16 protein-coding genes and 1 pseudogene are annotated in these 12,612 nt (G+C 40.1%); 14 read left to right on the plus strand and 3 right to left on the minus strand.

The window, feature by feature from the left end:
• Positions 1-9: 9 nt before the first annotated feature.
• The 6 genes from NYE49_RS01150 to NYE49_RS01175 all read left to right on the plus strand — a co-directional run bounded on the left by NYE49_RS01150 (position 10) and on the right by NYE49_RS01175 (position 3,958).
• Positions 10-540, plus strand: coding sequence for a carbonic anhydrase (locus NYE49_RS01150; RefSeq protein WP_047182000.1), 531 nt, complete (start codon positions 10-12; stop codon positions 538-540).
• Between the two features lie 60 nt (positions 541-600).
• On the plus strand, positions 601-891 hold the full coding sequence (locus tag NYE49_RS01155; protein WP_014475635.1) for a DUF6407 family protein: 291 nt from the start codon (positions 601-603) through the stop codon (positions 889-891).
• A gap of 57 nt (positions 892-948) precedes the next feature.
• Positions 949-1,323: a DUF2294 domain-containing protein gene (locus NYE49_RS01160; protein ID WP_003246482.1), complete on the plus strand. Its 375-nt coding sequence runs from the start codon at positions 949-951 to the stop codon at positions 1,321-1,323.
• A gap of 481 nt (positions 1,324-1,804) precedes the next feature.
• Complete coding sequence (locus NYE49_RS01165) at positions 1,805-2,107, plus strand: metalloregulator ArsR/SmtB family transcription factor (protein WP_003234907.1); 303 nt, start codon at positions 1,805-1,807, stop codon at positions 2,105-2,107.
• Positions 2,108-2,233: 126 nt separating this feature from the next.
• On the plus strand, positions 2,234-3,406 hold the full coding sequence (locus NYE49_RS01170; protein ID WP_015382622.1) for an MFS transporter: 1,173 nt from the start codon (positions 2,234-2,236) through the stop codon (positions 3,404-3,406).
• A gap of 300 nt (positions 3,407-3,706) precedes the next feature.
• Positions 3,707-3,958 (plus strand): hypothetical protein, encoded by a 252-nt coding sequence (locus NYE49_RS01175; protein WP_236822441.1) that lies wholly within the window; start codon positions 3,707-3,709, stop codon positions 3,956-3,958.
• A gap of 118 nt (positions 3,959-4,076) precedes the next feature.
• Here NYE49_RS01175 and NYE49_RS01180 read toward each other — a convergent pair.
• Positions 4,077-4,229: pseudogene (locus NYE49_RS01180) on the minus strand (MerR family DNA-binding transcriptional regulator); the annotation flags it as partial.
• A gap of 130 nt (positions 4,230-4,359) precedes the next feature.
• Between NYE49_RS01180 and NYE49_RS01185 the strand changes: the two are divergent.
• From NYE49_RS01185 to NYE49_RS01200, 4 genes are read left to right on the plus strand one after another with little or no spacing between them, the layout of a single operon-like run.
• Positions 4,360-5,337, plus strand: coding sequence for an alpha/beta hydrolase (locus NYE49_RS01185; RefSeq protein ID WP_123374009.1), 978 nt, complete (start codon positions 4,360-4,362; stop codon positions 5,335-5,337).
• Position 5,338: 1 nt separating this feature from the next.
• Entirely contained in the window at positions 5,339-6,010 is a 672-nt protein-coding gene (gene ybdJ / locus NYE49_RS01190) for a two-component system response regulator YbdJ (protein WP_015382624.1), read from the plus strand.
• Positions 6,007-6,993 (plus strand): two-component system sensor histidine kinase YbdK, encoded by a 987-nt coding sequence (ybdK, locus tag NYE49_RS01195; RefSeq protein ID WP_342410803.1) that lies wholly within the window; start codon positions 6,007-6,009, stop codon positions 6,991-6,993. Before ybdJ ends, ybdK begins: the two co-directional genes overlap by 4 nt.
• 58 nt (positions 6,994-7,051) lie before the next feature.
• Positions 7,052-7,315: a hypothetical protein gene (locus NYE49_RS01200; protein ID WP_342410804.1), complete on the plus strand. Its 264-nt coding sequence runs from the start codon at positions 7,052-7,054 to the stop codon at positions 7,313-7,315.
• Here NYE49_RS01200 and NYE49_RS01205 read toward each other — a convergent pair.
• Together NYE49_RS01205 and NYE49_RS01210 are read right to left on the minus strand one after the other, a co-directional pair.
• Positions 7,300-8,070, minus strand: coding sequence for a protein kinase (locus NYE49_RS01205; protein ID WP_342410806.1), 771 nt, complete (start codon positions 8,068-8,070; stop codon positions 7,300-7,302). The two genes, NYE49_RS01200 and NYE49_RS01205, sit on opposite strands and share 16 nt — an antisense overlap.
• 85 nt (positions 8,071-8,155) lie before the next feature.
• Complete coding sequence (locus NYE49_RS01210; RefSeq protein ID WP_123374006.1) at positions 8,156-9,013, minus strand: hypothetical protein; 858 nt, start codon at positions 9,011-9,013, stop codon at positions 8,156-8,158.
• A gap of 131 nt (positions 9,014-9,144) precedes the next feature.
• On the opposite strand from NYE49_RS01210, the gene NYE49_RS01215 reads away from it, so the two are divergent.
• The 4 genes from NYE49_RS01215 to NYE49_RS01230 all read left to right on the plus strand — a co-directional run bounded on the left by NYE49_RS01215 (position 9,145) and on the right by NYE49_RS01230 (position 12,604).
• Positions 9,145-10,329: a DUF4885 domain-containing protein gene (locus NYE49_RS01215; RefSeq protein ID WP_047182004.1), complete on the plus strand. Its 1,185-nt coding sequence runs from the start codon at positions 9,145-9,147 to the stop codon at positions 10,327-10,329.
• A gap of 318 nt (positions 10,330-10,647) precedes the next feature.
• Positions 10,648-12,036: an amino acid permease gene (locus NYE49_RS01220; protein ID WP_015482727.1), complete on the plus strand. Its 1,389-nt coding sequence runs from the start codon at positions 10,648-10,650 to the stop codon at positions 12,034-12,036.
• 111 nt (positions 12,037-12,147) lie between these two features.
• The gene (gene csgA / locus NYE49_RS01225) at positions 12,148-12,396 is read left to right on the plus strand and encodes a sigma-G-dependent sporulation-specific acid-soluble spore protein CsgA (protein WP_003234887.1); all 249 of its coding nucleotides are present in this window, start codon (positions 12,148-12,150) and stop codon (positions 12,394-12,396) included.
• 16 nt (positions 12,397-12,412) lie between these two features.
• On the plus strand, positions 12,413-12,604 hold the full coding sequence (locus NYE49_RS01230) for a DUF5370 family protein (protein WP_003234886.1): 192 nt from the start codon (positions 12,413-12,415) through the stop codon (positions 12,602-12,604).
• The last annotated feature ends 8 nt before the right edge of the window (positions 12,605-12,612 follow it).

Raw genomic sequence — 12,612 nt, forward strand, 5'->3', positions numbered from 1 at the left:
GTGTGCTGTATGAATGTAAACCAAAATAAAAAAGTATTATTTTTGACGGATATTGAAAACGGTTTGGAGCCTATTTTACAAGAAGCGACTAACACTTCTGCAGAGAATATGTTGACTATACAAAGCTATGGTGCCAGTATTTCACATCCTTATGGAGAAATCATGAAGTCTGTTATTTTTGCGATTTACCAGGAAGATGTTGAGGAGATTTTTGTAGTAGGAACAAAAGACAAGAAGACTTCCGCAGGTAATGGACTAACTCAACTTGAAACAATGAAAGATAAAATACAAACATTGGATTATCTCTTTCAAAATTGCAAGCCTGAATTTTTAGGTGGTACGGTCGATGAATGGCTAAATGAAAATAACAGTGACACCATTGAAAAAAGTGTTGATATGATTCGACGTCATCCCCTAGTGCCGTCATATGTTAAAGTTAAAGGTTTATTCGTTCATCATAATGATGGAAAACCCTCAATCGTGGAGGTTCCTGATGTTAAAACAGGTCAAGCCTTACCTGATCATTGCTTGTCACGATGAAATGCAGGTTCAACTTCTAAACGCACCCATATATGGAGAAAGCAGTTCTAAGGAGATTGTATGAGCGCTAATTTAACTGATTTTGTCACGAAAACAATCGAGGAAATGAACTCGTTTGATCGTGAAAATATGGAATGTATGAAAAAACTAATTAGAAAAGCAATTGATTTTTATCATCTAAAATCTTATGAAGAAGTTGAGGAAACCCATTCAGGAAACGTTCGATTTTTGCATGTCCACTCTATGATGGAAGAAAATATGTTATCCAAAATGATAGTGGTCACAAGAAACGGTAAAACTGATTTGGATATTGAAGGTGTATATGAAGGATATGTTGTAAGAGAATATTAATGAGATGAAATCACAAATAGAATATGCCAATTTTTTTGCTCAGGAGATGTATTAGATATGAAAAAGTCGAAGGGTTCTATTGAATCAGAGATCAGTAAGTCCATTACTCAATGGGAGAAGGATTATCTTGGGCGGGGGTCTGTATCTGTTAAGACTGATATACTGCGGGACATGATCATCGTCAATTTAAAAGGGATTTTAACACCAGCTGAATATGTAGTTTGTGGATCAAAAGAGGGTATGTTATCTATCAAACAAACTCGTTCGGAGTTAGTCGAATCAGGTATAGAAGGCCTTAAGGATATTATCTTAAAAATAACCGGAGAAAAAGTGAAAAGTTTTCATACTGATTTAAGCTCCCGGACAGGTGAACGAGTGATGGTGTTTAAATTATGTAATGATCTAGAGAAAAATTTGGAAAAGATCTTATAATCTAAAGAAAATAAATGTTTTGACGGTATGGAATTTGTTGTGAATTGAACATAATGAACTGCCGATTCTTTTGTTTTACAATTATGGCATCATTGATAACTTTTATTCATATCCTAAGCGGACATAAAGAGATGTCAATTCATAGTACACTGTCTTGTTATTCCTGTCGAAAGATCTAACATCCGCTGTTGTTATGAGCGGATGTTTTTTTACATCTATTTTAAATACATGAATTTGATGCTGGTGATTAGTCACTTGAACAATATTTGAAAAAATCCTTGTCACCTGCCGGGTTCCCCCAAGTGTTTAGTGACACGATTATGAGACCAATTTCGTAAAGCTTGATGATAAATTTAAGCGGTGAACAAAATTGATATGCTGTCTTCAGTTTCATTTCACGGAATTGTCAGAGATAAACCTTTAATTAAATATATCCAAAAAACGGATTGACATATCGGAATATAACGATATAATAATCGATATGGAACCAATTGAAGTATTCAAAGCCTTATCAAATGAATCAAGGCTGCAAATTTTGCAATGGCTGAAGGAGCCCGATCGTCATTTTGCACCCCATGAAGGGATTGATATGAACACAATCGGGGTATGTGTCAGTCAAATCACAGACAAATTGAAAATGACGCAATCGACGGCTTCCCAATATCTTACCATCCTTTTAAGAGCCGGCCTAATTAAGGCGGAGCGAATCGGAAAGTACACGTATTACAAAAGAGATGAAGAAGCCATTGGGAAACTTGCTGACTTTCTTAAAACAGAGATATAAAAATAAACATCAAAAGATGTTTATTTTTACACCATACATATCGACATATTACGATGTGTTTATTTTTTATAATAACATATCGATAATTCGTGATATGTTTATTAATAATTAAGGAGTGAATGTTTTATGTCTAACACTTGGAAAATTTATATTTTAGCCATTGTCAGCTTTTTAGTTGGAACCTCAGAGTACATCATTTCGGGAATTTTGGATCAAATTGCTCATACTCTCGGGATCACTTTGGCTGCCGCGGGCCAGCTTATTACCATTTTCTCACTTGTATATGCTCTTTCTACACCCGTACTTATGGCGTTGACAGCAAGTATGGATAGACGCAAATTGATGATGTATGCCCTAGGTTTGTTTGTGTTCGGTAATGTCCTGGCTTTTGTACTGCCTGGTTATGGATGGTTTATTGCAGCGCGGATCATTATGGCGATGGGAGCAGGTGTGGTGGTTGTCACCGCCTTAACGATTGCCGCTAAAATTGCATCGGAAGGGAAGCAGGGAAGTGCCATCGCTACGGTCGTGATGGGATTTACCGCTTCTTTAATCATTGGTGTTCCGCTTGGAAGAATGATAGCAGTAGCATTAGGCTGGAAGTCTGTATTTGGAGCAATTGCTTTGTTGGGATTGATCGCAATGGTCGTTATTTTCTTTACTCTTCCGCATACTGAAGGGGATAAGCCTGTGCCTTTGCTTCAACAGCTTGCTCTTTTCAAAAAACGGAAAGTGGCTATGGGATTATCAATCACTTTCTTCTGGCTCGGGGGATATTCTGTTGCTTACACTTATTTGTCACCGTATCTCTTGAACATCTCAGGTATAAATGGCAAGCTGCTCAGTGGTGTTTTGCTTATATTTGGAATTGCCAGTTTGGTTGGATCAAAGTTTGGGGGATATAGCACCGATAAATGGGGAGTGTCCTTTACACTCGTTGGCGGGATGACGTTGCATATCGTCACACTGATTCTTCTGTCACTTGTTACTCATTTCTATATCGGAGTGTTGGTGATTCTCATATTATGGTCGTTTGCCGCATGGTCCACCGGTCCGACACAGCAATTTCACCTGGCTACAATAGAACCGGAAATGTCAGGTGTTTTACTTAGCATGAATCAGTCAATGATGCAATTCGCCATGGCGGTCGGCGCAGGAATAGGAGGGGTTTTTGTGGAAAACGTATCATTGGCCTCGATTACCTGGGTTGGTGCGTTAGGGGTTATGATTGCCATTATTGCATCATTGCTGATTTTCAATTCGCAACCGAAACAAGCGCTAAAAGATATCAATCAATAATTTCGAAAGATCTAACATCCGCTCGTTATACAAGCGGGTGTTTTTTTAAAAAGCTCAAGTAGAAGGCACACTGAAGCTGAAAGGGATTTTTGCCGACAGAGAGCTGAAGCACAGCAAGTTATAATATACTAGGAAGGGAAATAACGGTATGGCGGAAGGGTTCTAGCGCTTCCCGCCTGTAAGATCATTACTTTGAGGATGTGTCATCGTGAATAATCAAGAGACGTATATTGAAATTAGAGGATATCGCAGTACATCAACAAAATGAGAGAGTATTCAGTGCTAATTGATGGGGCTGAGATGGGAACTATCAAAGATGGAGGAAGGCTGCGAATTGATTTACCGCCTGGTGAGCATGTTATTCAAGTGAAGATTGCTTGGTGTACAAGCCCAACTTTGAGGTTTACTTTAGCGGAAGGAGAAGTGTTGAAGTTTAGATGCGGTAGTCCGCTTCGAGGTTGGAAGTTGCTTTTGGCACTTTTTTCTGTTTTGGCACGTCCTGAAAATTATCTGTTTATCGAGCAGGAAGAAGAGAAAAAAGCTTTGTGGTGACTTTGTTGTGTGAATAAATAGGAATAAATAGATTAAATACCCCTGAATTATGTTTTGTGAAAGATTGATATAAGCGGTAGCCTTCTCAATGTCGTTCTCCTTGGAGAAGGCTGCGTATAAGAAATTCTCGGACTTTGCGGATAGACCCTCCGATATCCATTTCAGGATTAATGTCTTCTGGGTGGATGAGTCCGATTTCATCATGGTATCGCAGTGTTTTTGTTGATACTTTGCATATCTTTGAAAATTCGCCGATCGATAGCCGAGTGATCACCTCTATGCTCCAAATGTACACCTTTCCGTAAGGGCAAAGTCAAATGTGAAAATAAAACTGTTCCAAAGTTAATCAGAAATTTATTTTCATATTGTATCCTTTCAGTATCACGTGAAAGGAGCATCATATGAAAACATTATGGAAAGTCCTAAAAATTGTTTTTGTCAGCTTGGCTGCTTTGGTTTTGCTTGTATCCGTCTCGGTATTTATTTATCACCATTTCCAGCTAAATAAGGAGGCGGCACTGCTGAAAGGTAAAGGCACAGTAGTCGATGTTGACGGTAAAAAGATGAATGTGTATCAAGAGGGAAGCGGGAAGGATACGTTTGTGTTTATGTCCGGTTCGGGGATTGCTGCGCCTGCTTATGAAATGAAGGGGCTGTACAGCAAGTTTTCAAAAGAAAATAAGATTGCTGTTGTAGATCGGGCAGGTTATGGATACAGTGAAGTGTCTCACGATGACAGAGATATTGATACGGTATTGGAACAGACGAGGAAAGCGCTTATGAAAAGCGGAAATAAGCCTCCTTATATTTTAATGCCTCATTCGATATCCGGGATTGAAGCGATGTATTGGGCACAGAAATATCCTAAGGAAATCAAGGCCATTATTGCGATGGATATTGGATTGCCCCAGCAGTACGTCACGTATAAATTGAGCGGAGTTGACAGATTGAAAGTGAGAGGGTTCCACCTGTTAACCTCGATTGGTTTTCATCGGTTTATGCCTTCCGCTGTATATAATCCTGAGGTGATTCGGCAGTCGTTTTTAACTTATGAAGAAAAAGAAATCTATAAAGCCATTAACTTTAAGCAATTTTTTAATGCAGATATGGAGCATGAGCTTTTACAGTCTTACCAAAACGGCAGCAAATCTGTGAATCTGCCGGCACCAAAGGAGACTCCCGTTTTGATTTTAGATGCGGTCTCTGACCAAAATAGACATTCAAAGTATGCTATACAAAACCGAAAAGATTATGAAGCGTTTGCGGCTCAGTTCAATACTGCCGATATAAAGGAACTGAGGGGAACACACAGTATTTATTTATATCAGCCTGATCAAATATATAAACTGTCCATGGAGTTTATGAGAAAGGTTCGCTAGGATGAAGGGTTATCATATTTTAATCGTTGAAGACGATGTGATGATTGGTGATTTGCTGCAAAAGATTTTGCAGCGTGAGGGATATCGTGTGATATGGAAAACAGATGGAGCGGATGTGCTTTCGGTGATTCAGAAGGTGGATTTGGTCATTATGGATGTGATGCTGCCGGGTGAAGACGGGTATCAAATGTCTGCAAAAATCAAAGAGCTGGGGCTGGGCATTCCGGTTATTTTTCTCTCGGCCCGCAATGACATGGACAGCAAGCTTCAAGGTTTGCAGATCGGCGAGGATTATATGGTAAAGCCCTTTGATCCGAGAGAGCTGCTATTAAGAATGCGGAATATGCTTGAGCATCATTATGGCACCTTTACGCAAATCAAACATTTGTATATTGATGCGGTAACGAAAAAAGTGTTCAATGAAAGCCTGCATGATGAGGTATTGTTTACTGCGATTGAGCGGAAAATTTTCTTTTATTTATATGAAAATAGAGACAGTATCCTGACAAAGGAACATTTCTTTGAATATCTATGGCAGCTCGAAGATAGAAACCCGAATATTGTCAATGTGCATATTAAAAAAATCAGAGCTAAAATCAATGATCAAGCGGGTGAGATGATTGAAAATATATATGGAGAAGGGTATCGGCTGAATACCGTTGTGAAGAAATGAAGCTCAAGACAAAATATCAGTTGTTATTGTTTACGGCCGTCATTAGTGTTCCGATGCTATTGCTGGCGGTCAGTGTTTTGATGTCGGTGATTTATGACAGCATGTTTAAAACGATGAATCATGGTATGCCCTTTCACAGGTCGTTTGCGTACCCGGCAATGATCGTTGTATTTTTGATATCACTCTTATTGTTAGCTTTTTTATTTTCAAAGTCGATTCATTCTCTATTGCATAAAATCAATCTATTAAATCAAACCATTCGGCATTTGGCGAGTGATCAAAGGGTGCCCGATAAAATTGAAGTGAAGCGTGCTGATGAAATCGGGGAACTGATCAAGTCGGTCAATTTGTTAATTGAACGGACGACATATCGTGAACTGGAGCTGAGACAGCAAGAGGAAATCAAAAAGGAGCTTTTGCAAAAACTGCGGCATGACATTAATACACCTTTAACGGCTCTCAGGCTGCAGTTATTTTATTTGGAAGATCAATGTCATGGTCAGGCTGTATTCGAATCATTGTATCAGCAAATCGAATATATCTCGGAATTAACCAATGAATTCAATCTATATTCCGCTGAGACGCTGGAAAGCTCTTATATTGTAAATGAAGAAGTGCGTCTAAACGAGCTATTAGAAACAGCGGTGAAAAAGTGGGATTATTTATACAGTATGAGTGGGATTGAGCTGCACTATAAGCCGGCAGATTCAGATGTGATATGGATGAGCAACGCGTTATGGATGCAAAGGCTGTTTGATAATATTTTTCAAAATACGTTAAAGCATTCAAAAGCTAAAAAGATGGAAGTCACGATTGAACATGGCGATGTTTTTATTCGTGATGACGGTATTGGATTTGATCGGAATGAGGGCAGTGAGGGACTTGGGTTAAAGATTATTGAGGATACATGCAGGCTGCTTGCGATTACTTATGAGCTGCATACAAATGATAACGGAACGGGGTTCTTGTTTTCAAAAGAATGACCCCGCTGATGTTTTTCTTTCTCCTATAAAATTTATATAATAGGGAGAAAGAAATGGGGTGAACATCATATGTTTAAAAAAATCATCAAAACGATTAAGTACCTCTCAAGCAGTTCTAGTGACCGATATCGCAGACATCGGCATTACAGCAGCAGCCGGCGCAGACATTATCGCAGCTACAGCAGCAGCTCAGGCAAAAGAAGACACTACGACCGTTATGGCGGCAGTCATCGTTACAAACGCCGGAGCTACAGCAGCAGTTAAGCCAAAAAAAGTTCTTGTTCCGCTTTTGGGACAAGGGTTTTTTTATGTGACCGATTGAATGGCCCGGTTTAGATCCTCGCGAATGGAAGCGGTGTGCTGATACTCTTCCTCAATGCCCAATAATCTTTTCAGCAGCAAGGTTACTTCCTTTGTCAGTGTTAATTCCTCCAGCCAAGTGCCGTTTTTCTTCTTTTTTCCTTTATATTGAGAGTACAGCAGGAATAACAGCGTTTCTCCGAGATCGAAGAAGTCATCCTGTTTTCGTACCTTTATTTCCTCCATTTCTTCAAGAGTCAATTGTTTGGCAAGGCCGAAATCGATGAGGCAGAGCCTGCCGTCATTGATGATGATATTAGGCGTTCTGATGTCGCTGTGGAAGATAAGGCGATCATGCAGGTATTCTATAATCTCAAGCAGCTGCGAAATCAGTTGTAACGCCATAAGCTCTGTGAACGGCTGTTTTCGAAAAAATAATAATTCTTCTATATTCTCTCCCTCAATGAACTGCATGACATAATAAGCCTGTCCATCTATGATGAACTCATCTATGAAGCCCGGAATTTGCGGGTGGTGAATGCTTTTGAGCAGTTTTATTTCATGTTGGAATCGGACTTTCTCTTTTTCCTTTTTCGCTTTTGTCGGCCGAAGCTGTTTTAAAACATAAGGTGTTTGAGTTAGGATATCGGTGCACAAATAAACCAAACCGTAGCCTCCCATACCGAGGCACTCTTCGATTTTGTATTGATGATTTAAGATAACGCCGTTCTTTAGAGGGCGGTCAAAAAGCAGTTTTTTTAGAAGTTTTAATGCCATGTCTGCACTTCCCTTGGTTGTACTGACTATAGTTTACCTTCTAGACGGAGAATAAAAAAGAGCCGGATAACCGGCTCGGTATAAGTTAAAACTGCTTTGTCACGTCGTATTCATAATCTATTTTTGCTTTTACGTTGCTCATCGTCGATCTGGCTGTCGCTAATGTATTATATTTAAAACTCCATACCTTTGCCACACTGAGTTGATCTGACAAAGAGATATCATAAGACCCTGAAGTCGAGCTGTTTACAAGGGCACGGCGCCATTCGTTGTTTTCGCTTGTCATGATCAGATGGCGTGTATTTCCCTGGCTTGGTGTTTGAGTGGCGGTTGTTTGAACTCTGGTTACAATGGCATCACGCGGTATCCCGGATTGGTTTGTTAAATCAACCTTGATCACGCTGGAATCAGAACCTGAGGGGCTAAGGCTTGTATTTCCTTTATTTTCAGCAACGCCGCTGAATTGGAATGTTCCGCTGCCTGATTTGATTCGGTCTTCAATTGAAAGTGTAAAATACATGTTTCCGGTATAGGTGCCTCGTGACACTTTCACATAAAAGGTATCTGTCGTGTTTTGGGCGTCTGCATTTGCATAAATAAAAGAAGAAAACGTATTAGGGTTAATGACTTCTGTCCCTTGAGAAACAGGTATTCTATTCTTGTCATAAATTTCAATTTTCATCCCTGTATACGCGCTCTGGTATGTACTCCTCACGTATACTTTTTCTCCCTTATTAGCCGTAAAAGTGAAATAGGCTTCATCTTGACCAGCTTCCAGTATTGTTGTATCGATATTTTTATATTTCCAATAACCGATCGGCATTGCGGTATCAAATGAATTGTTTCCTGTGATAGCAGTGACTCCGACAGCTGATGCCGAATACGTAAAGGTGAATAAGACAGACAGCATAACAGCGAATGGAATAAGCCATTTTTTCACCATGCAAACAACCTCCTTTTATTTCCATCATACATAATAACGATTTAGGTGTAAATAAATGTTTTTTGAGGTTAATATATACATTATCTTTGCCGATAAAAAAGAATAAGAGAGAATACTCGGGAGGGAATTCAATGCGTCTGAATCGGCAATTTATCCGCACTCAGCTGATGGCACAGAACATATTGAGCAAGAATGCGCCTGCCAAACGGGAGAATGCGACTGAAAATCCAGCGGCAGTTCTGGAAAAGGCATACAGCAGGCTTAAGTCACAATCTTCAACTGGGGGAATCAATCAGTTCAATTATTCTAAAACCAGCGTGTCGGGAAACAGCGGGACGTTCAGCAAAGTGTATCAATCAGTGAATGATCGAACAGTGACAGACACAGGGGAAGAAACAGTGATTCAATCCCAAAACCCCTATGAATCTGAGAGTGATATCAGAATCAAAATACTAGATGAAAAATACAGCAGGATGAATGCGATTAACAAAACAAAGTCTGATCCATTAGGCTATATTAAGGATAAGTACCAAAATTCAAAGTCTCCTTATTTCAGAAGTGATCTGTCAGCTGCAGAAAGACAGGCCGCTTACGATAATGAAACAGAATGGTTATTCAAAGGGAAGGCGCAAAACTATAACCTTCAGGATGCTGCGTTTCGGAATGTCACATTTCATGGGGAAGTGGAAGCTGAGAATGAAAAGGTGTATCAGCGGGGACAGGTTAACCAGCAGCTGCAAGTGCTGTTGAATCGAAACCATATTCATATTCCAGAGGGGACAGAGCTGACGTTTACGATTACGCCGATTGACTATCAGGTGCGGGTGAGCGGGTCAGACGATCAGGATCTGATCAAGCAAATTGAGCAAGTGCTGCAATCTGGAGACAACAGCAAAGAACTATTTATACACATCATGAAAAGCCAAAGCAGTGATTCAGCACAATTTTCCGAAAAGGCCTATCAAAAGTATCAGGCAGCTCGTGAGATGTACGAAGTCACAGGCTACCATTTGAAGGATTTAGAAGTCATTGATGGGCGGTACGTCACGCCTGAGGGACGTGACTTAATAGATGTATATAAGGAAGAGCTTGAAAAAGATCCAGTGCAGAAACAAACGGCTTCTTATGCTATATCTTACTATCGTTCAGAGCTCAGTAAAATCGCGGAAGCCGGGTATAATGCCATTCCGGATTTCATCCTCTCAATTGATTACAGCAATGGATCTCTGAGAGATGTGGGACAAAGCAAGAGCTACGGGACTGGAGATACCGGGTGGCTTGAAGCATTAAAGCGTCAAACGGGTGTGAATTATTAGGTAAGCTGTTCATGTAGAACAGCTTATTTTTTATGAGAATCTAAGGGGGGTATTAATTTTAATATTCAAACAATTTTATTATTTTTATATAAAAGATTTTAAAAGAAGTGAACGATTCAAAACTCTGAACAAAGGTGTTTACCTGAAAAAAACAATTGTATTTTCCAGAGAAATTTATTATGATGAAATAAGTAATTTAGGAGATTATATAACAATTTTAAGTTTGAATTTTCTGATTGTTATCACTGATTCATGTGAAGGCAAGTAGGTCTGCTGTTTTCTCATTTATGAGTATTTTGTTAGGAGGAGTGAAGAGGAGTGGCAAATAAAGAATTAAAGAGGGGCCTGGGCGCGCGCCATATTCAGATGATCGCCTTGGGCGGTACGATCGGTGTTGGCTTGTTTATGGGTTCTGCCAGCACGATATCATGGACTGGTCCATCTGTCCTTCTGGCTTATGCAATATGCGGAATTTTTATCTTTTTTATTATGCGTGCGATGGGTGAAATGCTGTATGTCGAGCCGAGCACAGGTTCTTTTGCGACGTTCGGCCATCAATATATTCATCCGATGGCAGGTTATATAACAGCATGGAGCAACTGGTTCCAGTGGATCATCGTCGGCATGTCAGAAATTATCGCTGTCGGTTCTTATATGAAGTATTGGTTCCCGGATTTGCCTGCTTGGATACCTGGTATCGTGGCAATGGTGATTCTTGGTGCGGCGAATTTAATTTCTGTTAAGTCGTTTGGGGAATTTGAGTTTTGGTTTGCGATGATTAAAATCGTCACGATTATCTTGATGATTATTGCGGGAATCGGAATTATTTTCTTCGGTTTTGGCAACGGCGGAGATGCGATCGGTTTGTCGAACCTGTGGTCTCACGGGGGCTTCTTTGCAGGAGGTTTCTCAGGTTTCTTCTTTGCACTGTCTCTTGTCATTGCGGCCTATCAAGGAGTTGAGCTGATCGGGATTACAGCGGGTGAAGCAAAGGATCCGCAAAACACGCTAAGAAATGCGATTCAAAGTATTATCTGGCGTATTTTGATTTTCTACATTGGCGCTATTTTTGTGATCGTGACGGTGTATCCTTGGGATGAGCTCAACTCACTCGGAAGTCCGTTTGTGTCTACGTTCTCGAAAATCGGAATTACGGCAGCGGCCGGCATAATTAACTTTGTCGTGATTACTGCTGCAATGTCCGGCTGTAACAGCGGTATTTTCAGCGCGGGCCGCATGCTGTATACACTGGGTGTCAATGGACAAGCACCGAAATTCTTTAAGAAGATTTCACGCAATGGTGTGCCGCTGTATGGCACAATTGCGGTGCTGATCGGTTTGGCTGTCGGTGTTGTACTGAACTATATCGCGCCGCCGAAGATCTTTGTCTATGTATACAGCGCAAGCGTGCTCCCAGGGATGATTCCTTGGTTTATCATTTTGATCAGCCATATCGGATTCAGAAAAGCGAAGGGTGCTACATTAGATAAACATCCATTCAAAATGCCGTTTGCTCCTTTTACAAACTATTTGACGATTGCTTTCTTGCTGATGGTTCTGGTTGGCATGTGGTTTAACGATGATACTCGTATCTCTCTGATTGTAGGCGTGATTTTCTTAGCGCTTGTGGTCATTAGTTATTATGTGTTTGGGATTGGCAAACGCACGCAGGCCAATTTGATAAAAAGCGAACAAGCAGCTGAATAACGATAAAAAAGAGACATTCACGGATGTCTCTTTTTTTATTTTTCACGTATGGATTTTCCCTATTTTAGCAAGCTATAGGGTAAAGATAGCAGAAGGAAAGGTGTTCATAAAATGGATGTTACACTCGGTTATTTGCGCGAATCACTTTCGAATCATCTAGAAAATGAAGTCTGCCAGCGTATTTGCAAGAAGATGCTGGCGAAGCGTTATGCAAATGAAGAGGAATTTGTAAAAGACTTAGATGATAATGAAATGTCTTTTTTGAATCATGTATTAGAAAAAGAAATTAAGTATGCCCAGAATGAACAGGATCAAAAACGGGCCAAGGAATTAAACGAGGTGTATGAATTACTGCTTTGAGAAAGGCGGGTAAGAAATGGGAGCAATTGAACGAAGCGGATATACATTTCAGCCGGAGTTTAGCGTTGTCCGTCAAAACGGAGCCATCCATGTGTACCATCAAGGAGAATTTGTGGAAGAAATCGAATTTGAATTTAACGGGGAATATCCCGATCATGATTTGATTGAAGAGCTTGTGAATCATTATTGTTTTGAGCATGAGATTTAGAGCCCTGC

It is taken from the genome of Bacillus sp. FSL L8-0358 (assembly GCF_038593095.1).
Classification (GTDB): domain Bacteria; phylum Bacillota; class Bacilli; order Bacillales; family Bacillaceae; genus Bacillus; species Bacillus subtilis.